Origin of the sequence: Actinomadura sp. 21ATH (assembly GCF_041951345.1) — a bacterium.
GTDB lineage: Bacteria > Actinomycetota > Actinomycetes > Streptosporangiales > Streptosporangiaceae > Spirillospora.
This window is the reverse complement of record NZ_JBGNUR010000001.1, coordinates 670,811-694,001: the sequence shown is the minus strand read 5'-3', so window position 1 is coordinate 694,001 and position 23,191 is coordinate 670,811. Positions and strand designations below refer to the sequence as shown.

Below are 23,191 nucleotides of genomic sequence, written 5' to 3'. Positions count from 1 at the left end.
TTGGGGGCTCATCTTGACGCGCTGCGTACTTTGTCCCTTTTGTGTGGTTGCCCATGACGTCCCAGCTACCCGGGGGTGCGCCTCGGAAAAGCACCAAACGTGCCTGAATCGCTACACACTGGCGCTCGCAGCCCCGTACTCGCCGTTGTGATATCGAACACGTCACGATCCGCGGGTTTCCCGACGTGTCCCCGCAAGTCTGATCATCACCGCCGGTGAAAGCCCCGAAACCGGACACGCGACGGCGTGCCCGGCCGGTGCGGGGCGCGGCGCCCGGACGCCCGTACCGGGTCAGTCCCGGGCCTTCTGGACGAGCTCCGTGAGCACGCCGTGGCAGTCCTTCGGGTGCAGGAACGTGATCCGCGACCCCATCGAGCCCCGGCGCGGCGCGTTGTACAGCACCCGGACGCCCTTGCCCGCGATACCGTCGGCCTCGTCCTGGACGTCCCCGTCCGTGCCGAACGCGATGTGATGCACGCCCTCGCCGTTCTTCTCCAGCCACTTGGCGACGGTGGAGTCGTCCCGGATGGGCTGGATCAGCTGGATGTAGCTCGCCGCGCCGTCCCCGGTCGCGTTGATCTTCAGCATCGCCTCGCGGACGCCCTGCTCCTCGTTCACCTCGAAGTGCGCGTCGGTGAAGCCGTACGTCTCCCGGTAGAACTCCACGGTCGCCTCCAGGTCGTGGCAGGCGATCCCGATGTGGTCGATGCGGGTCAGCATGGGTGCTCCTCCAGGTGGGACGGCGGGTGGCCGGGGCCCGGCCGGGGGCGGGGCGCCCGAAATCCCGTTCGGTCGCTCTGGGTATCGTGGCAAACGTCGCCGCCGAACCTTTGTGGAGGCCCCTCATGACCGCACAGTCCGTGATCGTCGCCGGAGCGCGCACCCCGATCGGCCGCCTCCTCGGCTCGCTGAAGGACTTCTCCGCCGCGGACCTCGGCGCGCACGCCATCAAGGCCGCGCTGGAGCGGGCCGGCGTGACCGGCGACCAGGTGCAGTACGTGATCATGGGGCAGGTGCTCCAGGCCGGCGCCGGGCAGCTCCCGTCCCGCCAGGCCGCGGTCAAGGCGGGCATCCCGATGAGCGTCCCGTCGATCACCATCAACAAGGTCTGCCTGTCCGGCCTGAACGCCATCGCGATGGCCGACCAGCTGATCCGGGCCGGCGAGGTCGACGTCGTCGTGGCCGGCGGCATGGAGTCCATGACCCAGGCCCCGCACCTGATGCCCAAGTCGCGGTCCGGCTACAAGTACGGGGCGATCGAGGTGCTCGACCACATGGCGTACGACGCGCTGACCGACGCGTTCGACCAGGTCTCCATGGGCGAGTCCACCGAGGGGTACAACGCGCGGCTCGGCATCACCCGCGCCGAGCAGGACGAGTTCTCCGCCCGCTCCCACCAGCGCGCCGCCGCGGCCGCCAAGAACGGCGTGTTCGACGAGGAGATCGCGCCGGTGAGCATCCCGCAGCGCCGCGGCGAGCCGGTCGTCTTCGCCGCCGACGAGGGCGTGCGGGGCGACACCACCACCGAGTCCCTGGGCCGGCTGCGCCCGGCGTTCAGCAAGGACGGCACCATCACCGCCGGCTCGTCCTCGCAGATCTCCGACGGCGCCGCCGCCGTCGTGGTGATGTCCAAGGCCAAGGCGGAGGAGCTCGGGCTGACCTGGCTCGCCGAGATCGGCGCCCACGGCAGCGTCGCCGGCCCCGACAACTCGCTCCAGTCCCAGCCGTCCAACGCCATCGCGCACGCCCTCGGCAAGGAGGGCCTCACGGCCGCCGACCTCGACCTCGTCGAGATCAACGAGGCGTTCGCCTCGGTCGGCATCCAGTCGATGCGCGACCTCGGCGTCGGCCCCGACAAGGTCAACGTCAACGGCGGCGCCATCGCCCTCGGCCACCCGGTCGGCATGTCCGGCACCCGGATCGTCCTGCACCTGGCGTACGAGCTGAAGCGCCGCGGCGGCGGCACCGGCGCCGCCGGCCTCTGCGGCGGCGGCGGCCAGGGCGATGCTCTGCTCATTCGCGTTTAGGGCGGGGTCGGAACGCGGCTGAGGTCGGGGCCGGGGTGGTCGCGTTCCGGTCTATTGGGACGCGGGCTGGATGGTCACGGTTCTGAAGCCGAGGGCCTTCAGCATGTTGTGGAGCATCGTCCTGGCGTTCTGGTCGGCGCGGTTCTGCAGGCCGCTCTCGGCGGCGGCGGTCTGGATCTTCTGGCTCGCCAGGACGTAGAGCTGCTGCTGGTTGTTGGGGTTGCTGCTGAAGAAGTCGCCGAGGCGGTTGGTCAGGCCGCGCTGGGTGGAGAAGACGTAGCTGCGCTTGGAGTCGAGGTTGGTCGGCTCCAGTTGTGCGCGGGGGAGGCGTACGGTCGCGGCCGTCCGGTCGGCGTTCACGGTGACGGCGCCCGAGCCCAGCTTGGAGAAGTCCACGTACGCGTCCACCGAGCCGTTCCCGACGAACAGGGTGCGCGTGCCGCGTACCGAGCTCGGCAGGAACTTCGCGTCCTTCTCCAGGTCCACGATCACCTGGAAGTTGCCGCTGGCGGACTCGAAGCGGGCGAGGTCGCGGATGGACTGGAGCAGCGCGGGGCCGCTGCGGTCCTTGGTCTCCTCGGCGAACGGGTTGAGCCGGCCGGGCAGCATCCGGAGCAGCTGCTGCCCCGCGATCACGACCGCGACCGCGACGACGATCGCCAGGACGAGGGTCCGGAGGCCGCGCTTGCGGGGGGTGGAGGTCTCGGCTTTCTCTTGCGCGGTACGTGCCATGCGTTACGGCATTCCCGGCGTTCCGGGCGGGTCACCTTACCGGGCGGTTCCGGTAGGGAGGCCGATGTGAGCAGGGCCATACGTGTGTTCGAAACACTGCCGGCGGCCGGTACGTTGGCTAGGCGTGGACATCGTTCGTGCATTCCGGATCGTCTCGATCGCCGAGGCGGCCTCGTTCCTCCTGCTGCTGCTGGTCGCGATGCCGATGAAGTACATCGGCGACATGCCGGTGGCGGTGTCGATCACCGGTGCCGTACACGGGGTGCTGTTCCTGGCCTACGTGGGGCTGGCCGTGGGCGCGCGGGAGACGCTGGGGTGGGACATGAAGCGAACGCTGCTCGCGCTGATCGCTTCCGTGCTGCCGGTGGCCCCCTTCTTCGTGGAGCGCCACTGGATCAAGCCGGCCGAGCGCCCGCAGGGCGCCTCGGCCTGAAGCTCTGCATGGCCGTGGCGGGTCTGGGGGGTCTCGCCGCGGCCATGCAGGGGACACCACGTCGACTCGTGGCGTGTCCGCCCCTTCGCCCGGCCGGCGGTGGGGGACACGCCACGAGTCAACGTTTTGAGGGCCCGCTCGCGTTCGTCGCGCGTGAAGGGGGCTTGCGGGGCGGCCTGAAGTCGCCCGGGCCCAGGTCGCAGCGGCGGTACTGCGCGAAGTTGGAACGCAGCCACGAGCGGCGGCGCTCCTCGTCCCAGGACGCGAAGCGGCGTGCCGCCGTGGCGTCGGCGATCTGCGGAGGGCGGTGGCCGAGGAGCCAGGCGTCCACCAGGCCGCGGTAACCGGGATGGCGGGGGACGGCGCAGGCGCGGGGGTCGGCGAGCGCGTCCTTGATCTGCTGGACGGCGCGCAGCTCGTACCCGGGGGCCAGGGCGTCGTCGAGGTGGATGGACGCCGTGCCGCCCGCGACCGTCGCCGGCTCGGCCGCGGGCCGCTGGACGACCCGGGTGAACTCGCCGGGGGTGCCGCTCAGCCGCGTCGCCAGCGGCGTCACCGCCGTCATGAGCGCGGGCAGCGCGGAGCGCAGCGCCGGATGGACGCAGATCTGCAGCGGCCAGTGGCGGCACGCCGGCCGGGCGGGGGCGGGCGCGGCCGCGTCGCCGCCGGACGCGTGCAGCCGCGCGGTCGCGACGCCGGTGGCCGCGAGCGCGAGGGCCAGGGGTACGGCCAGGGCCGCGCGCCGGGCCGTGCCCGCGACGTACGCCAGGACGAGCGCCGCCGTACCGGCGGCCGCCCACAGGACCTGGTCGGCCAGCACCCGGGCGCGCAGCGCCGTGAACAGCTCCACCTCTTCCAGCGCCGCCGGGGGGAGCAGGCTCCACCAGGAGGCGCCGGGGACGCGCAGCGCCGCCCACGCCCCCGCCAGCGCCAGGACGGCCACCGCGGTGACCGGGCGCGGCACCAGCCGGCCGGCGAGGTAGCCGGCCGCCACGTGCAGGAGCAGCGCCGCGGCGCCGGCGAGCATGCCCAGCGCGCTGGGACGGCCCGCCGCCTGCCGCAGCGCCGTCTCCACGGTCACGACCGCGGTGACCGTCCCGTACGCGATCATCGCCGCGGCGGCGAGCAGCGCCATGTCGAGCAGCGCCCCGGTGGCCGGGGAGCGGGGGGACAGGTCGCGGAGGTAGTCCAGGCCGCGCTCGCGCACGGCGGCCCAGGCGGCCACGCCGGCGGCGACGGGACCGAGCAGCCGGACGGAGCCGATCAGGGTGACGGTGGAGTTGTCCCAGTACGCGACGCCGGGGACCAGCGACAGCCAGGCGGTGACGATCCCGATCCCCGTCAGCAGCGGCACCGCGATCAGCAGGGCCGCCCGGCGGGCGTCGAGCCGGAGCACCCGTCCCAGCTCAGACACCGGCGCCGCTCCCCGCGGGCCGGCCGGCGCCGAGCCGGGGCGGCCGGAACGGCAGCGCGGCCCGGAACGCGGGGAACATCGGCGCGCCCGCCCGTCCGGACGGCGGCGCGGCCCCCCTCGGTCCTCCCGCCACGCCGCGCGGCCCGGCCGCTCCTGCGAGGCCGGTGCGTCCGGCGTCAGGGCGCGGGCGGGCGCCGGCGGCGGCGAGCAGCTGCGCCGTGCCGGTGGGCACGGTGGCCGGTGCGGTGGGGCGGGGCTCGTACTGGGTCAGCCGGCCGCGGGCGAGCGTGAGGACGTGCCGGCACCAGGGGGCCAGCTGCTCGGGGCGGGCCGCCGAGACGACCACCGTGGGCGCCAGCGCGCCGATCAGCGGGATCAGCTCGGCGATCGCGGCCTCGTCGGCGGTGCCGCGGCCCGCGTAAAGTTCCTCCAGCGGATCGTCGAGGACGACGAGTTCGGGCTCGTGCACGCAGGCCGCCGCGAGACCGGCGCGCAGCCGGACGTCGGACGGCAGAAGGGCCAGCTCGGTACGCGAGTCGTCGGCGATTCCGAAACGTTTCAGCACGTCCCGCGCCGCGGGTGCGCGTACCTTCTTGTAATAGGCCGAATAGGCGACCAGTTCCTCCGCCGTCATGTTCCTGGACCAGCGGAATCGGCCCGGCAGGAATCCGATCCTCGATCGCACGGCGCGCCGTCCGCGGGTATCGCCGGTGTCGTGGCCGAGTATGTCGAGGCGCCCGCTGTGCGGCCGGCGCAATGTCGCGAACGTAGCCAATAGAGTGGATTTACCGACACCTGGTGGACCGGCCAGGCCGACCACGCCCTCGGCGATACCGAAGGCCACCGGGCGCAGGAGCCACCGCCCCCCGCGGCGGACACCCATCCCTCGGGCCACGATCGCGGAATGATCCGCGATCATTCACACCCCCCGTTGTTCCGTCATGCGATTGCGGGCGACCCGAGAGGAGCACCGGCGGCCTTTCCCCCCGCCGCGGCGCTTTTCCGCTCGATTCCGGGCCTCTCGGGGAGCCCCGGCGGCGAGCCTCTATTAGCCGTCGCACCTTGCATCGACATCGTGACTATAACCAGCCTTGGCGATTGCTGTCAGCCTTCTTTCTCCTTACCCGACGCGGCGGCCGGATTCTTTGCCCGCCCACGGGTCGGGCGAATTATGTGTCTTATTCCGGCTCTGTCGGCACACCCTCGAACGGGCCGGGCGGAACGGTGCGCCGCGCCCGTACGGCGAGGTCCCGGACGGCGCCGCGCTCCGCTGCGAGCGGACGCGCGCACCGTCCGGCCGGTTCATGCGGCAGGATGGACCCATGCCTTCTCGGGACTTTTCGTTGCACGGGGCCATTGACCTGGGAGCCCGCCAGGCAGCCGCCAAGAAGCAGCAGGAGCGCCAGGCGCGCGCGGAGGCCGCCGGCGCGGCCGGTCCGGCCGGCGACGGGGCAGGTGGCGCGGCCGGGGGCGGCCAGTACGTCATCGACGTCACCGACCAGACCTTCAACACCGACGTGGTGGAGCGCTCGCGCACCGTTCCGGTGCTGGTCGACTTCTGGGCCGAGTGGTGCGGGCCCTGCAAGCAACTCGGCCCCATCCTGGAGAAGCTGGCGAACGAGGCCGCCGGCGCGTGGATCCTCGCCAAGATCGACATCGACGCGAACCCGGCGCTCGCGCAGTACATGCAGCAGATGGGCGTGCGCGGCATCCCGTTCGTCGCGATGGTCGTCGGCGGCCAGATGATGCCGTTCCTGAACGGCGCCGCCCCCGAGCCGCAGGTGCGGCAGGCGCTCGACCAGCTGATGGCCGCGCTGGTGCAGGAGGGCATCATGCCCGAGGGCGCCGCCGCTCCCGGCCCCGGCGGCGAGCCCGGCGGGCCGCAGCAGCCGCCGGCCGACCCCGTGTACGCCGAGGCCGAGGAGGCGCTGCAGCGCGGCGACCTCGACGGCGCCAAGGCCGCGTTCCAGCGGATCCTCGACAAGAACCCGGCCGACACCGAGGCCAAGCGCGGCATCGCGCTCGTGGAGCTGAGCCTGCGGGTCCGGACGCTGGACGCGCAGCAGGTGATGACCAGGGCCGACGCCGAGCCCGGCGACGTCCAGGCGCAGATCCAGGCCGCCGACGTCGAGCTGGTGTCCGGCCGGATCGAGGCCGCCTTCGACCGGCTGGTCGGCGCCGTCCGCCGTACCGCCGGGGACGACCGCGACGCCGCCCGCAAGCACCTGCTCGCCCTGTTCGAGGTGCTGCCCGCCGAGGACCCGCGGGTCGGCAAGGCGCGTCGCGGCCTCCAGTCAGCGCTCTTCTAGCCAGAAAACGGGCATGATGGCGGTGTGAGCGCACGCGTCGTGACGATCTCCGCCACGTACGGCGCGGGCGGGAGCTCCATCGGCCCCGCCGTCGCCGGCCGGCTCGGGCTGCCCTTCGTGGACCGCGCGATCCCGGCCACCGTCGCGGCGGAGATCGGCTGCACGCTCGAAGAGGCGCTCGCGCACGACGGCCGCGCCGAGAGCGGGCTCGGCCGCATCCTCGCCGGCGCCGCGCGGCTGCCGACCGTCTCGCTGGGCGGCATGGACGTCTACCTCCCCGACCGGACCCTCGTCCCGGAGGAGGAGTTCGTCGCCCACACCGAGCGGATCATCGGCCGCGCCGCCGACGGCGACGGCGGGGTCATCCTGGGCCGCGCCGGCGCCGTCCTGCTCGCCGACCGGCCCGATGCCCTGCACGTACGGCTGGACGGCCCGCGCGGCCGCCGGCTGGCCCGCGCGCTCGCCGGCGCCGACCCCGAGCCGGCCGCCGGAACGGGCGACCGGCCGGGGCACGGAACGGGCGAGATCCCGGTGAGCGGGACGTCCCAGCGCGATGTTGAGCGTATGCTCGATGACAATGACCGCGCCCGAGCGGCCTACGTGAAGCATTTCTACGGGGCCGATCCCGCCGATCCACGGCTCTACCACCTCGTGATCGACACCACGAGGCTCCCCGAGCCCGCCGCCGTTGAGCTGATCACGACCGCGGCCCGGGCGGTCTGAGCCGGCGGTGGAGCCGGGCGCCGGCCGCACCGGCGCACCGGCCCCACGTGGGACGATGCAGGCGGGACAAGGACGTACCCGGGAGCAGAGGGAGCAAGTCGTGGCCAGCGTGCCCAGCGTGTCGTACTCCATCACCGTCCGCCTGGAGGTTCCGGCCGGCGGCAAGGCCGTCAGCCAGATCACCCACGTGGTCGAGAACGCCGGCGGCATCGTCACCGCGCTCGACGTCAACACGGCCGGGCACGAGACGCTGCGCATCGACGTCACGATCGCCACCCGCGACACCGAGCACGCCGAGTCGATCGCCGCCGCGCTGGAGAAGATCGACGCCGTCCGGATCCACAAGGTCAGCGACCGGACGTTCCTCATGCACCTCGGCGGCAAGATCGAGATGCAGTCGAAGGTGCCGCTGCGTACCCGTGACGAGCTGTCCATGGCGTACACGCCCGGCGTCGCCCGCGTCTCGCTGGCCATCGCCCGCAACCCCGAGGACGTCCGCCGGCTGACCGTCAAGCGCAACAGCGTCGCGGTGGTCACCGACGGCTCCGCCGTCCTCGGCCTCGGCAACATCGGCCCGGAGGCCGCGCTGCCGGTCATGGAGGGCAAGGCGGCCCTGTTCAAGCGGTTCGCCGGCATCGACGCCTGGCCGATCTGCCTGGACACCCAGGACACCGACGAGATCGTCCGTACCGTGCAGATCCTCGCCCCCACGTTCGGCGGGATCAACCTGGAGGACATCTCCGCGCCGCGCTGCTTCGAGGTCGAGGCGCGGCTGCGCGAGCTGCTGGACATCCCGGTCTTCCACGACGACCAGCACGGCACCGCGATCTGCGTGCTCGCCGCGCTGACCAACGCGCTGCGCGTCGTCGGCAAGGAGATCGGAGCGGTCCGCATCGCGATGGCGGGCGCCGGCGCGGCCGGCACCGCGATCCTGCGGCTGCTCATGCACGCGGGCGCCCGCGACCTCATCGTCTGCGACTACAAGGGAGCGGTCCACAAGGGCCGCGACGACCTCGACGACTCGCTGCGCTGGATCGCCGACAACACCAACGCCGACGGCTACGCGGGCGACCTGCGCGGCGCGGTCAAGGACGCCGACGTGTTCATCGGCGTCTCCGCGCCCGGCATCCTCCAGGGCGCCGACATCGCGACGATGAGGGACGACGCGATCGTGTTCGCGCTCGCCAACCCCGAGCCCGAGGTGTCGCCCGACGAGGCCCGCGAGCACGCCGCCGTCGTCGCCACCGGCCGCAGCGACTACCCCAACCAGATCAACAACGTGCTGGCGTTCCCCGGCGTCTTCCGCGGCCTGCTGGACGCCCAGGCGACCGAGGTGACCCAGCCGATGCTCCTGGCCGCCGCGCAGGCGCTGGCCGAGGTCGTGACGCCCGACGAGCTGGGCCCCAACTACATCATCCCGAGCGTGTTCCACGCCGACGTGAGCCCGCGGGTCGCGGGCGCCGTCCGCGAGGCCGCCGGCGGGCGGCCCCGCACCGAGATCTGACGGGTCCTGGTCCGGGCCCGGGCCCCGCTCCGGGCGGGGTCCGGCGGTCACTTCCTCTTCGCGAAGACCTGCTCGCGGCGACGCGGCCAGATCCCGCCGTACCAGAGGATGATCAGGCCCGTGATCATCGCGGCGCCGCCGGTCGCGGCGCGGGCCCACAGCGCCGAGTCCGGGCCGGTGCGCGGCAGCTCGTCCTCGGGGGAGTCGGTCGGCGCGGGCGCCGCCTCGGCCCTGCGGCAGTTCGCGGTGACGGTCTTCGTCTCGACCGGCTGGTTGCGGTACGTCACCTGGATGCGGGTACGGCGGTCCTCGCGCAACTGCACGGTGCTCGTCCGGGACGCCCCGGCGCCGATCCGGCCCGGCACGGCCTCGCTGCCGTCGTTCCTCTCGATGGCGTAGTCGGCGTTCTGCGGCCCGGTGTTGCGGATCGTGATCCGCACCTGCCGGGACGGGCACTCCACCGCCCCGATCGTCACCCGCAGCGGCAGCGCGGGCGTCGCGCTCGGGCTCCCGGACGGCGACGGGCTCTTCGACGGGCTCTTGGACGGCGAGGCGGTCGGGCTGCCACTGGCCGTGGTCCGCGCCTCGTTCGGGGTCTCGTCCGGTGACGACATCGCGTTCGCCAGCGCGGGCACGGCGATCAGCGCCCCGATGACGAAGAAGACGGCGGCGATGACGACCCTGGGCAACTGCATCGCGTTCCTCCCGGCTCACCGCCCGCCGGTCCGCACCCGCGCACGGCCGCTACCTAGATCATTATTGACCCGGACCCGTATTGTGCTTGTATCCCCGAAGATTTGGAACGCATAACAGGCTAACGACTGGGGGGACGTGCCGCCGGGGCTCCCGGCAACGCATCATGGAACCCATGGAAGACGGCATCAGGGTGGGGCTCCTGCTGGTCGCGAGCCCCCAGCTGGAAGATCCCAACTTCAGGCGGAGTGTCGTCCTGGTGGTGGAACACGACTTCGAAGGCGGAACGCTCGGAGTTGTCCTCAACCGGCCGACCGAGGTGCCCGTCGACCGCGTCCTGCCGCCGTGGGCCGAGCTGGCGACCGGCCCGCCCGTCGTCTTCCAGGGCGGCCCGGTCGCGCTCGACAACGCCCTCGCCCTGGCCCGGCTCCCCGGCGAGGACGAGCCGCTCGGCTGGCGCGCCCTCGACGGCGGCTCCGAGGTCTCCCGGGTCGGCCTGGTCGACCTGGACGCCCCGCCCGCCCTGCTCGCCCCGGAGCTGCTCCAGCTGCGCGTCTTCGCCGGATACGCGGGCTGGTCCGCCGGCCAGCTGCACGCCGAGGTCGAGGAGGGCGCCTGGTACCTCGTCCCGGCCGAGGCCGGCGACGTGTTCGCCGGCGATCCCGAGCGCCTCTGGCAGGAGGTCCTGCGCCGGCAGGGCGGCGATCTCGCGTTCGTCTCCACGTTCCCCGAGGACCCCACGCTCAACTGACCGCTCTCCGGGCGGGGCGGGGCGGGGTACGAAACGCCGAACAGAGCTGCCCCGGCGCTGAACTAAGGTGTGGGGTGGGCCGAAACGGCGCGCCGGCACCGGCGGGCGGCGGGGCGGCCCGCAGACGACGAGCGCCGGCCGCGCGGACGACCGCGATGGCCTGGCGGACCACCAGCAGCCATGCGGACGCGGCCACCGAGCCGCTGGGCGAGGAGGGCACGTGAGCACCAAGATCCTTCCCGAGAGCGACACCCGGCCGGATCTCTCGCACGGCGACGGCGACCACGAGCGGTTCGCGCACTACGTGAAGAAGGCCAAGATCACCGAGAGTGCCGTCACGGGCACCCCGGTGATCGCGCTGTGCGGCAAGGTCTGGGTCCCCAACCGGGACCCGAAGAAGTACCCCGTCTGCCCCGAGTGCAAGGAGATCTACGAGTCCATGCAGTCGGGCGGCGGCGACAAGGACGAGTAGGACGACGAGCAGGACAAGGACGAGTAGCGGACCCTCCGCTCGCCCCCGGCCGCGCCCGCCCGGCCGGGGGCGAACGCGTCCCCGGCCGTGACCGTCCTCCCTCCATGACCGTCCTTCCTCCATGACCGTCGGTCTCCGTGACGGTCCTTCCTCCGTGCCGGCGGTCGTCCGGGGGCGGCGGCACGCCGAGTGAGCCCGGGCGGCTCGCGATCCCGGGCCCGTCACGGGACGATCGGTGCCGGGAACGCGACGTGCCGAAACTCGGGGGAACAACTGATGGGCCGGACCCTGGCGGTCTTGCTGTGCGCACTGTCCGTCACTTTCTGTGCGACGGCGGGAGCGGTGAGTAGGGATCCTGTGTCACCTGACCGAAAGGCTTCCCTTTCTCTGAGGAAAGCCGAAGCTGACGCCCACTGCGCCCACGGTGAGCACGGCCGGCGCGTGGCGGGCGGGCGCCGCGTGGCGGCCGAGGGGCGGCACGGGGCTCACGGCGGGACGCGGCTGGACGTCGCGGGGATGCTGGGAGACCTCCGGCGGACGCTGGCCGCCCGGTACGGGACGGCCGACGAGGCGGCGCTGGACAGGACGCTGTACGCGGAGCCGGACGAGGTGCCGAACGGTGCGCCGGACGGGCAGTCAGGGGCGCTGAGCAGGGCGCGGGACGAGGAGCGGGGCACGGCTCGGGGGATTGTCGTACCCGTCTGGTTCCATGTCGTCACCGACGGCGCCGCGGGGCGGGTGCCGCGGGCGGCCGCGCGGAGGCAGGTCGCGACGCTGAACCGCGCGTACGGGGGCGGCAGGGGCGGCGTCGACACGGGGGTCCGGTTCCGGCTGGCGGGCTACGACAGCACGTCCAGGGGCCGCTGGTACCGCGCGCCGGACCGGTACGAGCGTGAGATGAAGACGACACTGCGGAAGGGAGGGCGCCGGACGCTCAACGTCTACACCGCGAACGTCGGTTCCGACGTGCTCGGGTTCTCCACGTTCCCGCAGTGGTACGCGGACGACCCGGCCGGCGACGGCGTCGTCATCGACCACCGCACGCTGCCGGGCGGCTCGTTCGCCAACTACGACCGGGGCCACACGGCGGCGCACGAGGTGGGGCACTGGCTGGGGCTGTTCCACACGTTCGAGAACGGCTGCCGGGCACCGGGCGACGGCGTGGATGACACCCCGTACGAGGCGCGCCCGGCCGAGGGCTGCCCGCGCTCGCGGAACACCTGCGACCGGCCGGGGAGGGACCCTGTGCGGAACTTCATGAACTACGCCGCCGACGCCTGCATGCGCGAGTTCACCCGTGGTCAGGCCCGGCGTATCCGGGCCTCCTGGGCCGCGTACCGGGCCGTCGGCGGGAGCCCGGATCGGGGCGCGGCGGCGCGATCTGTCGGTGGGGGTCGGTAGCCTTCGATGACCGTGAGCACTTTCGCCGCATCGGACATGCCCCCCGCGTTCCCCGAGCGGGCCGCCTGGGGGACGGCCTCGTCCCTGCGCGCCTGGCAGCAGCAGGCGCTCGAGGCCTACTTCGGCAGCGATGGCAGCCTTCCGGGGCCGCGCGACTTCCTCACCGTGGCGACCCCCGGCGCCGGCAAGACCACGTTCGCGCTGCGCCTGGCCAGGGAACTGCTCGACCGCCGGATCGTCGCCGCCATCACGGTGATCTGCCCGACCGAGCACCTCAAGCGGCAGTGGGCGGAGTCGGCGTCCCGCGTCGGGATCCGGATCGACCCCGAGTACCAGAACGGCCAGGGCCCGGTCGGCAAGGAGTTCCACGGCATCGCCGTCACCTACGCGACCGTCGCCGCGCGCCCGGCCCTGCACCGCAACCGCACCGAGTCCCGCAAGACGCTGGTCATCTTCGACGAGGTGCACCACGCGGGCGACGGGCTGTCCTGGGGCGACGCCGTACGGGAGGCGTTCGAGCCCGCGGCGCGGCGGCTCTCGCTGTCCGGCACGCCGTTCCGGACCGACATCAACCCGATCCCGTTCGTCCAGTACGAGGAGGGCCCGGACGGCATCCGGCGCAGCCGCGCCGACTACACCTACGGGTACGGCCCGGCCCTCGCCGACGGCGTCGTCCGGCCGGTGATCTTCCTCGCGTACGCGGGTGAGATGCGCTGGCGCACCCGGGCCGGCGACGAGATCACCGCCACCCTCGGCGAGCCGCTCACCCAGGACCAGACGTCCCAGGCGTGGCGGGCCGCGCTCGACCCCAAGGGCGACTGGATCAAGCAGGTGCTGGCCGCCGCCGACCGCCGGCTCACCGAGCTGCGCCGCGCGATCCCGGACGCCGCCGGCCTGGTGATCGCCACCGACCACGAGGCGGCCCGCGCGTACGCCAAGATGCTGCGCGCCGTGACCGGCCAGGGCGCCACCATCGTGCTCTCCGACGACCCCACCGCGTCCAAGAAGATCAAGACGTTCGGCGAGACCGACGACCGGTGGATGGTCGCGGTCCGGATGGTGTCCGAGGGCGTCGACATCCCGCGGCTGGCCGTCGGCGTCTACGCCACCTCCACCAGCACGCCGCTGTTCTTCGCGCAGGCCATCGGCCGTTTCGTCCGCGCCCGGCGGCGCGGCGAGACCGCCTCGGTGTTCCTGCCGTCCGTGCCCACCCTGATGAGCCACGCCGCGGAGATGGAGACCGAGCGCGACCACGTCCTCGACCGGCCCGTCCGCGAGGACGGCCTGGACGACGACCTGCTCGCCGAGGCCAACCGCGAGCGCGACACGCCCGACGTGGGCGAGGAGCTGCCGTTCGAGACCGTCGAGGCGTCCGCCACGTTCGACCGCGTCCTGTACGACGGCGGCGAGTTCGGCATGCAGGCCGCCACCGGCTCGGCCGAGGAAGAGGAGTACCTCGGCATCCCGGGCCTCCTCGAACCGGACCAGGTCAGCGCCCTCCTCCGCAAGCGCCAGGCCGAGCAGGTCAAGAACGAGCGCAAGCGCAAGACCGGCGATCCGCGCGCCGACCGTACCGCCGCCGAGGACCTGCACGCCCTCCGCAAGGAGCTGAACGGCCTGGTCAACGCCTGGAACCACCGCACCGGCCAGCCCCAGGGCGTGATCCACTCCGAGCTGCGCCGTACCTGCGGCGGCCCCGCGATCCCGCAGGCGTCCGCCGACGAGATCCGCGCCCGGATCGCCAAGATCCGCGAGTGGGCGGCCCGCCGCCGCTGACGAATGTCGGGGACAATGATGGCGTCCGGAGGCCCTACCAGGGAATCATGGAGCCGTGGAACGATTGCGGGGTTGGCCGGTCACCCTGACCGATGGCCCGGTCGGGCTGCGCCCGCTCCGGCACCGTGACGCTGCCGCGTGGCGCGATCAGCGCGTACGCAACGCCGACTGGCTGCGCCCCTGGGAGCCCACCAATCCCGAGACGCCGCTCTTCCGCAGCGGCCTCGGCCCGTACCTCACCATGGTCCACACCATGCGCCGCGAGGCCCGGCAGGGCCTCGCGCTGCCCTGGGTCGTCACGTACGAGGGCGACTTCGCCGGGCAGCTGACCATCGGCGCGATCGTGTGGGGTTCCGCCCGGTCCGCCCAGATCGGCTACTGGGTCGACCGCCGGGTCGCCGGCCGCGGCGTGATCCCCACCGCCGTCGCCATGGCGGTCGACCACTGTTTCTTCACCGTCGGCCTGCACCGGGTGGAGGCCAATATTCGCCCGGAGAACTCCGCAAGCCGCCGGGTGGTGGAAAAACTCGGATTCCGGGAAGAGGGAATTCGCCGCCGCCATCTGCACATCGACGGCGCCTGGCGTGACCACATCTGCTACGCCCTGACCGTCGAGGACGTTCCGCAAGGTCTGCGCGCCCGCGGGCCGGCGGACCGCAGGCAGGCATTTCCCTGAGCCTGACTTTCACCGGTAAGAATCCTGCGATCGAGAAGGCAGGGCAAACGGAGAGTAACACCGGTCTCGATCTCGCGACACACCGGTTCTTATGCTCGTCAACCTCTGACACGGACTCGTACCGTGCGGGACGTGACCCTGCTCCCAATGCACGTGCGCGCGCCGAAAGTCGGCCCGCCCTTGGCCCCGGCGGTGGGCCGGTGAGCAGTGCTGTCCTTTACCTGGCCATCGTCGCCGTCTGGGCCGTCGTCCTCGTCCCCATGTGGCTGCGGCGCGACGTCGACTCCAAGACCGCGCGCACCAGGCCCGAGGAGCACGAGGAGGACCTCGACGAGGTCACCGAGCCCCCGGCGCCCGCCGAGACCGCGGAGCCCGCGCCGCGCCGCCGCTCGGGCCGTGCCGCCGTCATCGCCAGGCGCCGCCGCCGTACCTCCGGGCTGGGCCTCCTCCTGGCCACCACGGCCGTCGTCACCGCCGCCGGCGTCGCCCCGTGGTGGATCACCATGCCCCCGGCCCTCCTCCTGGCGGGCCATCTCGCCCTGCTCCGCGTCGCCGTGGGCATGGACATCGCCCGCCGCCAGGAACGCGCCGCCCGCGCCGCCGCCGCCCGCCGCGCCGAGGCCGAGGCCGAGGCCGCCCGGCACGCCGCCGAGCAGCCCAAGGCAGAGATCATCGAGCTGGTCGCCCCCGCCGAGGAGGAGGTCTTCGACCAGTACGCGGACGACCGCAAGGCCGTCGGAGAGTAAACGGGTGCGCGAGCACCCTCCGGAGTTTGCTAATCTAACGGAGTCCTTGGGGCTGTGGCGCAGTCCGGTAGCGCACCTCGTTCGCATCGAGGGGGTCAGGGGTTCAAATCCCCTCAGCTCCACCCAGGTCAAAGGCCGGTCCCCGTACTCGGGAACCGGCCTTTTGGCGTTAAGGGCGTTAGTGCAGGTCGCGCATCATGTCCATCGAGCGGAGGCCATCGGGGCCGGTGAACGAGCCGATGTGTCGGAAGCCGTTCTTCTCGTAGAACCGGATGGCGCGGGCGTTATCGGCGAGGACGCCGCCCCACAGGATGATCCTCGTCCTGCCGAGGCGCCGTACGACGTCCGTGAGCAGTGGGAAGGTCAGCGTCCCGACGTTGCGGTCCTGGTAGGCGTCGGCGAGGGTGGGGCCGAAGCGGCAGTCGGTCGTCTCGGTGAGGTGGACCCCCGCCGCTCGGTAGCGCGCCGTGTCCCCGGCCGTGATCGCGAGGCTGAGCTCGAAGAGGCCGGCGATCGTTCCCGAGGCCGTGTCCTCGAGTACCAGGCGAAGCTTGTCGTAGCGCGCGATCGCGGCGCACAGGTCCCGCGCCGCCGCGAGGTCGTACCCGTCGAACGTGCTGAACCGCCGCGACTCCGGGGACAGGCCGCCCAGGAAGAGGGCGAGCCGTTCAGCGTCGGCGTGGACGAGCGGCCGGAACACGGCTGGTGAACCGTCGCTCAGGCTCGTGGAGTACGTCAGGGCTTGTGGGTCCTCGGCGATCTCTGTGAGGGTGAGCATCCGTTTCCTGCGATTCGGCGGTGTTCGGCTCATGTTTCCTCCTCTGGCGCGCGTTGTGATGTGCGCGGGAGCGGAGGCCGATCTTCAGTGCTCGATGTCGTGGGTGGTTGGGGCGAGGTCCAGGATGGCTTTTCCTTGGACGCGTCTGTCGAGGAGGGCGGTGACGGGGGCCGAGAGGCCGGTCCACGGGTCGCGCCAGCCGATCTGGGCGGTGATGGCGGCGAGGTCGGTCAGGACGGCCAGGTCGGGGCCGGGCGGGACACATCGCCGAACGACCGCAGGGTCCCTGGCCGCGCCGGGAGCGAACGTCGAGTTCGGCGGGCTCGCCGGCCACCCAGCCGATGCTCTGCAGACTCCCGCCGGGGCGTGGAGGCTCCAGGCGGTGACGAGGTGCCCGCCCGCCCACGTTGTCCAGCACCACGTCCACCGGGGTTTCGATGCCGTCGAGCCCGACGACGATCTCGTCGGCGCCGAGTTCGCGCACGTTCGGGGAACCGACCGAGGCGATGACGTGCGCGCCGCCGAGCCGGGCCGGCTGCACCGCCATCCGCCCGACGCCGCCGGACGCGCCGGTGATCAGCACCCGGCGACCCATGATGGAGCCCGTGTCGCGCAGCTTCCGTAGCGCGGTGATGGCGGCAGCGTCGTCCAGGTCCAGCGATGGGGGCACGGCGGCGACACTGCCGGTGTCGAACGCGGCCCGCTGCGCCCAGGCGCCGGCCCCGAACGCTACGATGCGCTCCCCGGCGCCGGGCCCCAGCGGCGATCGAGGACGGGCCGCCGCCGCTGGGGCCCGGCGCGCCGCCCCGTGCGCGGTTCTTGGCCTTCCTCGACGAGCCGGCCGTGCTCGCCGCGCGGAACATCGCACTGATCGCGGCCCACGAGCAGGCGTGCGCGTCCGGCGAGTACGACGACCCGGCGTACCGCTACTGGCACGATCACCTCACCGGACTCATCGGCGAGCTGCGCCCCGGTGCCGCCGCCGCGTTCCTCGCGCACGTGCTGCTCGGGGCGTTCGGCGGCGACCTCGCCCGGCGGATCACCGCGGACGGCGGCGACGCCCGTCTGCGCGGGGCGGTGCACGAGCTCGCCGCCGCGCTGGTGCCCGGCCTTGAGTGCTCGCGGTGAGTCGGTGCGGCTCCAGGCTCGGAATTCTTGATCGCCGCGTCTACGCCTGCCGGCCGTCAGGCGCTCTTGGCGGTGCTTTGGGGAGGATGGCCTTGTAGCGTTCGCCGCTGTACAGGGATTCGTAGTGGATTTCCAGGTCGATGCGGTGCCTGATGAGTTTCCAGAAATCCGCGTTGGCGTTCGGGTCGAAGTCGTCAAGGGACAGGATGTATTCGTCGTAACCGACCGGGAGGGCGAAGCCTTCGGTGAACGTCGCCACGCCCGGGCGGGGGACGAGGTCCTCGCGGAAGCCGTTCACGGTGCGCTCGTCCCAGCTTCCGAGGAGGCGGCCGTCCAGCTTGAGGACCGACCCGGTGATGACGGCGGGGCCGAGACCGCAGTTGACGAGCCTTATCCCGGTGATGCCGCCGCGCTGCCGGGAGTGCAGCAGTTGCAGCAGGGGCCGGACCGACTGGCGGTTGTGCTCGCGTACGGCGCGTGCCTGCTGGATGGAGACGGCCAGGGAGATGACGGCGATGAAGGTCGCGCAGATGGCCGTGACCGTGTTGGCGTCCACAGCGGCTCCTCGGAAGCGGTCCTCACGAACGCTGCCGATAGGACGATCCGGCACGGGGGAGGGTTCCGGTTCGCCGTGGATGTGACGGTGCAATGGGTGCGTGTCCGGCGTGGGCGAGCGGTCTTGCGGCAGCGGCGGACGCTGGGCCGGCGGATCGATCAGCGGTTCGCGGGTGGGGACGGCTGGACACGCTGAACGTCTCCTACGGCAGGTGTTCGGGCGAGGTCTTCGCCCACCCGCCGGGTCGATGAGAGGTCTCATGGCTTCTGAGGCGAGGGGGATTGTACGTCCTTTCATGGCCGGTCGTCGATGGAAATCATTTCGCGGTGCCGCTTTGCCGGGGACTGGTCGTGAGCAGGGTGTGTTTTTGGTAAGTCGTGCGCAATGACCGTTATGGGGGGCCTGCTCAGGGAACGGACCGTAGTTGTACTGGAACGATCGCAACTCGTCTCGAGTAATCCGGAAGGATCGCTCGAAAATATGGGGGGAGAGAGATATGCGTAAGTTCCTGGTGGCAGCGGGCATGGGCCTGTTCGTCCTCTTCGGTCCGACGGCGGCCGCGATGGCGGAACCCGCGCAGCAGGGGGTCGTCGTGGCGGAGCAGGCGCAGAAGCAGAAGACGCCCGACAACAACAACGACGACAGCGGCGGCGGCAACGGCGGCCTCTGGGGGCTCGCGGGCCTGCTGGGCCTGCTGGGGCTCATGGGGATGCGGCGCAAGCAGCACTCCGACACCGGTGTCAGCGAGCGTCCGACCGTCCATGGGCGGTGACGCCGCGCAGGCCGCGTCCCGTCTTCGGTGACGGGACGCGGTCGCGCCGTCAGGCCCTGCCGTTGCGGCGCAGCAGGCTGATCGCTTGCACGGTCGCGTGGCCGCGCCAGTCGAGGGCTCCCGCCGGGGAGATCTTGGCGTAGTCGACCGTCCAGCCGCCGTCCGCCTGCTGGGAGGAGGCGACCCGGTCCAGGTCGGCGGCGATGACGTCCTCGGTGAAGAGTTCGCGGGCGGGCCGTCCCGGGAGCGGGGCGAGGTCGAGCGGGCGCAGGAACTCGTCCTCCGTGCCGCCCTCGACCGCGATCCGGCCGTCGGCCGGGACGTACCCGGCCAGGCGCCGCAGCAGCCCGGGCGCCTCGGGGTGGACGTCGTGGACGGTGTCCAGGAACCGTATGGCGAACGCCAGGATGTAGGCGGGCGGCCGCTCGTCCAGCGCCTCGATCGCGTCGAGGCAGTAGCGGGTGGCGCGGTCGAGCCAGGGGTGCCCGGCGACGTCCGGTACGCGGTGCGCCGAGGCGGCGGAGATCGCGGTGATCTGCAGGGTCGAGGACGTCGTGTCGGCGCCCGCCCACCACGGGGCGGTGCCGGCGGCGACGGTCAGCGGCAGCGCGAACGGCAGCCCGCCGTCCGGCAGCGTGACCGAGTCCAGCCAGTCGCAGAGCGCGCGGGCGTGCGGGCCCGGGACGTCCTCGAAGACCTCGAACGCGTGCAGGGCGGCGCCCGGCTGGCTCTCCGGGGAGCGCAGGTCCGGCTCCAGGCCCCAGCCGTAGCCGCCGTCGGGATTGCGGTAGGCGTCCAGGGCCGCCAGTACGGCGGCGGCGTCGGTCTCTCCCACCAGTAGCTGGAACCGGCGCCGGTCCAGAACGCGAGCGTGCGTGGCCATGAAGCCGGCCGCCGCGGAAAGGTCGATGCTCATGCCCTCATCGTGGTACCGGCGTGGGCTCGGAGTCTTGTACGTTCCGGCCGCGGCGCGCCGCCTGCGGCCGCGCTCGCTGCGGGGGAAGCTGACGGCGCTGGCCGCGCTGATCGCGGCCGGGGTCTTCTCGACGACGTCGACGCTGATCCTGTCGACGGTTCCGGGCAACCTGCGGGAGGCGGTGGAGTCGCGGGCCGAGCTGGTGGCGCGGCGGGTGGCCAGCGACGCGCGGGTGGGGCGGCTGCCGCGCACGCTCCGGCTCACGACGGTCCCGAAGCGCTCCTTCCTGGTGCAGGTCGTGGACCGGGACGGCCGGGTCGTGGCGGGTTCGGAGGGGATGCTCGCGCGGGGGCGGATCGCCGCGTTCGCGCCGGCGGAGTACGAGCAGATCGCCACGCGGGAGATCGAGCTCCCGGGCGTCGCCCACAAGAACGACAACGACTACCTCGTGGTGGCCCTGCGGGTCAGGTCGTCCGAGGGCGACCGGCTGGTCTACACCGCCGCGAACATGTCGGACGTGAACCGCGGCCTCATGTGGCTCAACCTGCTGGTGTACGGCGGCACCCCGTTCGCCGTGTCGATGGTCGCGCTGGTCGCGTGGTTCACCGTCGGCGCGACGCTGCGTCCGGTACGGCGGATCCGCCGCGAGCTGGAGGAGATCAGCGGCCAGAACCTCAGCCGGCGGGTCCCGGTACCGGCGGGCGGGGACGAGATCGCCCGGCTGGCGGAGACGACGAACGCCACGCTGGAACGGCTGGAACGGTCGGCCGAGGCGCAGCGCCGGTTCGTCGCGGACGCCTCGCACGAGCTGCGCAGCCCCATCTCCGCCCTCCAGACGCAGCTGGAGGTGGACGGCGCGTACCCGGACGAGACGGACTGGCCGGAGGCGAACGGGCGGGCGCTGCGGGCGACGAGGCGGCTGGCGGCGATCGTGGAGGAGCTGCTGATGCTGGCCCGGCTGGACGCGGGGGCGGGCGGCCCGGCCCGGCGGGTGGTGGACGTGAGCCGGCTGGCGGCGGAGCAGATCGAGCGCCGCACGAATCCGCGCGTCCACGTCCAGGGGGACCTGGCGGGGAGCGCGCCGGTGCTGGGGTCGCCGGTGCAGCTCGACCGGCTGCTGACGAACCTGCTCGACAACGCCGTCCGGCACGCCTCGGAGCGGGTGGACCTGGAGGTCGAGGCGGACGGCGCGCAGGTGCTGGTGACGGTCACCGACGACGGTGACGGGATCGCGGCCGAGGACCGCGAGCGGGTGTTCGAGCGGTTCACCCGGCTGGCGGCGGGCCGGCGGCTGGACCGCGGCGGCAGCGGCCTCGGGCTGCCGCTGGCGCGGGAGATCGCGGCCGCGCACGGCGGCACGCTGGAGGTCGCCGAGCACGGCCCCGGCGCCCGCTTCGTGCTGTGCCTGCCCCAGGCCCGGGAGGAGTCCTAGGGTCACGGCGACCGGTGCGCGCCTTCAACCGGCCGCCGTGACCCCGTCCCCCCGCCCTGCGCGTGGGCGTTCCGCCGGCTCCTTAGAGCGGCGGCACTCGGGGCGCCGCCGCCCGCCCCCCACAGGGGAGCCGGCGAGCTCCTTCGCAGGGCGCGATGAAGCTATTGCGTACCGGCGCGTAGGTTTACGCCGATCGCGGGATCGTCGGCGAGCGGTAGAGCGGATGCGTTCGGTGGTCCGATCGCTACTGAGAGTTACAGATCACGGTGACCAGTTCGCCGGTGACGAGGTCGTACGGCACGTTCGCGAGGCCCGCGACCCGGACCACCTGCCGCGCCGCGTCGGAAGGCCGGCCGCGCGCGATCACGGCCGCCGCCGATCGTACCGCCGCGAGCCTCTCCTCCGGGGTCTCCAGGGCGCCGCCGCGGGCCCGGACCGCCGTGTCGACGGCCAGGTCGATGAGGGGTTCCGGCGCGGCCAGCACGTCCCGTACGGCCGCGCGGCCGCCGTCCCGCAGGACGTCGGCGGGGTCGGCGCCCGCGGGGAGCCGTACGGCGTCCAGCGGGCCGCCGGTCCCGGCCAGCGTCTCCCAGAGCCGCCGCGTCGCCGTCCGCCCGGCCGGGTCGCCGTCCAGGGCGACCACCAGCCCCGTCCGATCGAGGTCGGCGACCTGGCCGAGCGCGGCGAGCTGGGCGGCCGTCAGCGACAGCCCCAGCGTCGCCACGGCGGCGTGGCCGGGCGCGGCGAGGGCGACGGCGATCGCGTCCAGCGGGCCCTCGACGACCACCGGCCGCGCCCCGCCGCCGCGCAGCCGCCCGCGGGACTCGTACAGGCCGTAGAGCAGCTCGCCCTTGCGGAACGAGCCGGTCTCCGGCCCGTTCAGGTACTTGGGCCCGGTGCCGCCGTCGGCGCGGCGGCCGATGAAGCCGGCGACCGTCCCGTCCCCGGTGCGGATCGGGAACATCGCGCGGTCGCGGAACATGTCGCGGACGCCGCCGGACCGGTCGCGCCGCGCCAGCCCGGCGGCGATGACCGCCTCGTCGCCGTGCCCGCCGGCGCGCAGGTGGTCGGTCAGGGCGCGCGGCCCCGGCGGCGCGTACCCGAGGCCCCAGCGCCGCTGCGCGGTACGCGCGAAGCCGCGGCCGGCGAGGTAGGCGGGCACCCAGCCGTCCTCCAGCCGGTCCCGGAAGAAGCGGTGCGCCGCGGCCATGAGCGCCCGGCGGGACGGGTCGGCCGCGCAGATCCGCCGGGCGGTGCGGAGGATCCGGTCGCCCACGCCGGCGATGGCGTACGGCGCGGCGCCCTCGGGGAAGCGGAGGTGCCCGGCCGGCAGCCCGAAGTGCCGCAGCACCAGGAACGCCACGGAGTCGGCCTCCACCCGGCGCACCCCGCGGCAGCCGCCCGGGTCGCCGCCGTGGGCGAGGGCGTGGGCCAGCCGGTGGGCGAGGAGGGCGACGGACTGGACGTCGTCGAGCGCGGCCGGCGGGAGCGGGACCCCGTGCCGGGACGCCAGGGCGGCCAGCGCCGCGCGGACCTCGGGCGGCGGGGCCGGCGGGCGGGACGGGAGCGGGAGCCCGTCGGTCTGGGCGATGTCGAAGACCGACCGGAGCCCGCCGCCGGGGGCCGGCGACAGCAGGCGGATCGCCGTCTCGCCCCGCCTGACCTGGCGGCCTGCCGCGAGCCAGGCGGCGTACGTGCGGACGTCGGCGGCGGCCCGCCACTGCGCCGCGATCAGCAGGGTGTCGGTGAAGCCGTACCGCCGGCCGAAGCGCGCGGCGCGCTCCAGCCACCAGGTCCACGGGAGCGTCCCGTCGCGCAGCAGGGCGGCCTCGTGCGCGGCCATGTCGCGCAGTACCGCGGGCAGCCTGCCAGGGTGCGCGCGGTCGGTACGGGGGGCGGGCATGCCGGGCCTCCTCGCCGTCGGGCGTACGGGCGGGGAAGCTGCGTACCCG

The 23,191-nt window shown here is 73.2% G+C and carries 24 protein-coding genes and 1 tRNA gene; 16 read left to right on the top strand and 9 right to left on the bottom strand.

The window, feature by feature from the left end; genetic code table 11:
• Positions 1-291: 291 nt before the first annotated feature.
• Entirely contained in the window at positions 292-720 is a 429-nt protein-coding gene (gene mce, locus ACA361_RS03420; RefSeq protein ID WP_375010286.1) for a methylmalonyl-CoA epimerase, read from the bottom strand.
• A 125-nt stretch (positions 721-845) separates the two neighbouring features.
• On the opposite strand from mce, the gene ACA361_RS03415 reads away from it, so the two are divergent.
• The gene (locus ACA361_RS03415) at positions 846-2,027 is read left to right on the top strand and encodes an acetyl-CoA C-acetyltransferase (RefSeq protein ID WP_375010285.1); all 1,182 of its coding nucleotides are present in this window, start codon (positions 846-848) and stop codon (positions 2,025-2,027) included.
• Positions 2,028-2,078: 51 nt separating this feature from the next.
• On the opposite strand, the gene ACA361_RS03410 is transcribed toward ACA361_RS03415, so the two are convergent.
• Positions 2,079-2,759: a DUF4230 domain-containing protein gene (locus tag ACA361_RS03410; RefSeq protein ID WP_375010284.1), complete on the bottom strand. Its 681-nt coding sequence runs from the start codon at positions 2,757-2,759 to the stop codon at positions 2,079-2,081.
• A gap of 124 nt (positions 2,760-2,883) precedes the next feature.
• On the opposite strand from ACA361_RS03410, the gene ACA361_RS03405 reads away from it, so the two are divergent.
• Positions 2,884-3,192 (top strand): DUF3817 domain-containing protein, encoded by a 309-nt coding sequence (locus ACA361_RS03405; RefSeq protein ID WP_375010283.1) that lies wholly within the window; start codon positions 2,884-2,886, stop codon positions 3,190-3,192.
• 118 nt (positions 3,193-3,310) lie between these two features.
• Here ACA361_RS03405 and ACA361_RS03400 read toward each other — a convergent pair whose 3' ends face one another.
• Positions 3,311-4,606 (bottom strand): hypothetical protein, encoded by a 1,296-nt coding sequence (locus ACA361_RS03400; RefSeq protein WP_375010281.1) that lies wholly within the window; start codon positions 4,604-4,606, stop codon positions 3,311-3,313.
• Positions 4,599-5,489, bottom strand: coding sequence for an ATP-binding cassette domain-containing protein (locus tag ACA361_RS03395; RefSeq protein ID WP_375010887.1), 891 nt, complete (start codon positions 5,487-5,489; stop codon positions 4,599-4,601). Before ACA361_RS03395 ends, ACA361_RS03400 begins: the two co-directional genes overlap by 8 nt.
• 460 nt (positions 5,490-5,949) lie before the next feature.
• Here ACA361_RS03395 and ACA361_RS03390 point away from each other — a divergent pair, with 460 nt between their 5' ends.
• The 3 genes from ACA361_RS03390 (at position 5,950) to ACA361_RS03380 (ending at position 9,142) form a co-directional block, all read left to right on the top strand.
• Positions 5,950-6,915, top strand: coding sequence for a tetratricopeptide repeat protein (locus ACA361_RS03390; protein WP_375010280.1), 966 nt, complete (start codon positions 5,950-5,952; stop codon positions 6,913-6,915).
• Between the two features lie 24 nt (positions 6,916-6,939).
• Complete coding sequence (locus ACA361_RS03385; protein ID WP_375010279.1) at positions 6,940-7,638, top strand: AAA family ATPase; 699 nt, start codon at positions 6,940-6,942, stop codon at positions 7,636-7,638.
• 100 nt (positions 7,639-7,738) lie between these two features.
• Positions 7,739-9,142 (top strand): NAD-dependent malic enzyme, encoded by a 1,404-nt coding sequence (locus ACA361_RS03380; protein ID WP_375010278.1) that lies wholly within the window; start codon positions 7,739-7,741, stop codon positions 9,140-9,142.
• Between the two features lie 47 nt (positions 9,143-9,189).
• Here the strand turns inward: ACA361_RS03380 and ACA361_RS03375 are convergent, their stop codons facing one another.
• Complete coding sequence (locus ACA361_RS03375) at positions 9,190-9,837, bottom strand: hypothetical protein (protein ID WP_375010277.1); 648 nt, start codon at positions 9,835-9,837, stop codon at positions 9,190-9,192.
• Positions 9,838-10,010: 173 nt separating this feature from the next.
• Between ACA361_RS03375 and ACA361_RS03370 the strand changes: the two genes are divergently transcribed.
• The 8 genes from ACA361_RS03370 (at position 10,011) to ACA361_RS03335 (ending at position 15,779) form a co-directional block, all read left to right on the top strand.
• Positions 10,011-10,586 (top strand): YqgE/AlgH family protein, encoded by a 576-nt coding sequence (locus ACA361_RS03370; RefSeq protein ID WP_375010276.1) that lies wholly within the window; start codon positions 10,011-10,013, stop codon positions 10,584-10,586.
• 74 nt (positions 10,587-10,660) lie between these two features.
• Positions 10,661-10,810, top strand: a complete 150-nt coding sequence (locus ACA361_RS03365) for a hypothetical protein (RefSeq protein ID WP_375010275.1) — start codon at positions 10,661-10,663, stop codon at positions 10,808-10,810.
• Complete coding sequence (locus tag ACA361_RS03360; RefSeq protein WP_366618246.1) at positions 10,807-11,058, top strand: DUF3039 domain-containing protein; 252 nt, start codon at positions 10,807-10,809, stop codon at positions 11,056-11,058. Before ACA361_RS03365 ends, ACA361_RS03360 begins: the two co-directional genes overlap by 4 nt.
• Positions 11,059-11,499: 441 nt before the next feature.
• Positions 11,500-12,459: a zinc metalloprotease gene (locus tag ACA361_RS03355; RefSeq protein ID WP_375010274.1), complete on the top strand. Its 960-nt coding sequence runs from the start codon at positions 11,500-11,502 to the stop codon at positions 12,457-12,459.
• 36 nt (positions 12,460-12,495) lie between these two features.
• Positions 12,496-14,235: a DEAD/DEAH box helicase gene (locus ACA361_RS03350; protein ID WP_375010886.1), complete on the top strand. Its 1,740-nt coding sequence runs from the start codon at positions 12,496-12,498 to the stop codon at positions 14,233-14,235.
• 55 nt (positions 14,236-14,290) lie between these two features.
• Positions 14,291-14,911, top strand: coding sequence for a GNAT family N-acetyltransferase (locus ACA361_RS03345; protein WP_375010273.1), 621 nt, complete (start codon positions 14,291-14,293; stop codon positions 14,909-14,911).
• Positions 14,912-15,111: 200 nt separating this feature from the next.
• A complete protein-coding gene (locus tag ACA361_RS03340; protein WP_375010272.1) occupies positions 15,112-15,657 on the top strand; it encodes a hypothetical protein in 546 nt (181 codons plus the stop codon).
• Between the two features lie 48 nt (positions 15,658-15,705).
• A tRNA-Ala gene (locus ACA361_RS03335) sits at positions 15,706-15,779 on the top strand.
• A 56-nt stretch (positions 15,780-15,835) separates the two neighbouring features.
• Here the strand turns inward: ACA361_RS03335 and ACA361_RS03330 are convergent.
• A complete protein-coding gene (locus tag ACA361_RS03330) occupies positions 15,836-16,435 on the bottom strand; it encodes a GNAT family N-acetyltransferase (protein WP_375010270.1) in 600 nt (199 codons plus the stop codon).
• Positions 16,436-17,278: 843 nt separating this feature from the next.
• On the opposite strand from ACA361_RS03330, the gene ACA361_RS03325 reads away from it, so the two are divergent.
• On the top strand, positions 17,279-17,563 hold the full coding sequence (locus ACA361_RS03325; protein ID WP_375010269.1) for a hypothetical protein: 285 nt from the start codon (positions 17,279-17,281) through the stop codon (positions 17,561-17,563).
• 40 nt (positions 17,564-17,603) lie between these two features.
• Here ACA361_RS03325 and ACA361_RS03320 read toward each other — a convergent pair whose 3' ends face one another.
• On the bottom strand, positions 17,604-18,119 hold the full coding sequence (locus ACA361_RS03320; RefSeq protein ID WP_375010268.1) for a hypothetical protein: 516 nt from the start codon (positions 18,117-18,119) through the stop codon (positions 17,604-17,606).
• Positions 18,120-18,615: 496 nt separating this feature from the next.
• Here ACA361_RS03320 and ACA361_RS03315 point away from each other — a divergent pair, with 496 nt between their 5' ends.
• A complete protein-coding gene (locus ACA361_RS03315) occupies positions 18,616-18,891 on the top strand; it encodes a WGxxGxxG family protein (RefSeq protein WP_375010267.1) in 276 nt (91 codons plus the stop codon).
• A gap of 49 nt (positions 18,892-18,940) precedes the next feature.
• Here ACA361_RS03315 and ACA361_RS03310 read toward each other — a convergent pair whose 3' ends face one another.
• Complete coding sequence (locus tag ACA361_RS03310) at positions 18,941-19,807, bottom strand: hypothetical protein (RefSeq protein WP_375010266.1); 867 nt, start codon at positions 19,805-19,807, stop codon at positions 18,941-18,943.
• Between the two features lie 34 nt (positions 19,808-19,841).
• Between ACA361_RS03310 and ACA361_RS03305 the strand changes: the two genes are divergently transcribed.
• Positions 19,842-21,239 (top strand): sensor histidine kinase, encoded by a 1,398-nt coding sequence (locus ACA361_RS03305; protein WP_375010265.1) that lies wholly within the window; start codon positions 19,842-19,844, stop codon positions 21,237-21,239.
• A 244-nt stretch (positions 21,240-21,483) separates the two neighbouring features.
• Here the strand turns inward: ACA361_RS03305 and ACA361_RS03300 are convergent, their stop codons facing one another.
• Positions 21,484-23,142: a toprim domain-containing protein gene (locus tag ACA361_RS03300; protein WP_375010264.1), complete on the bottom strand. Its 1,659-nt coding sequence runs from the start codon at positions 23,140-23,142 to the stop codon at positions 21,484-21,486.
• Positions 23,143-23,191: the final 49 nt, after the last annotated feature.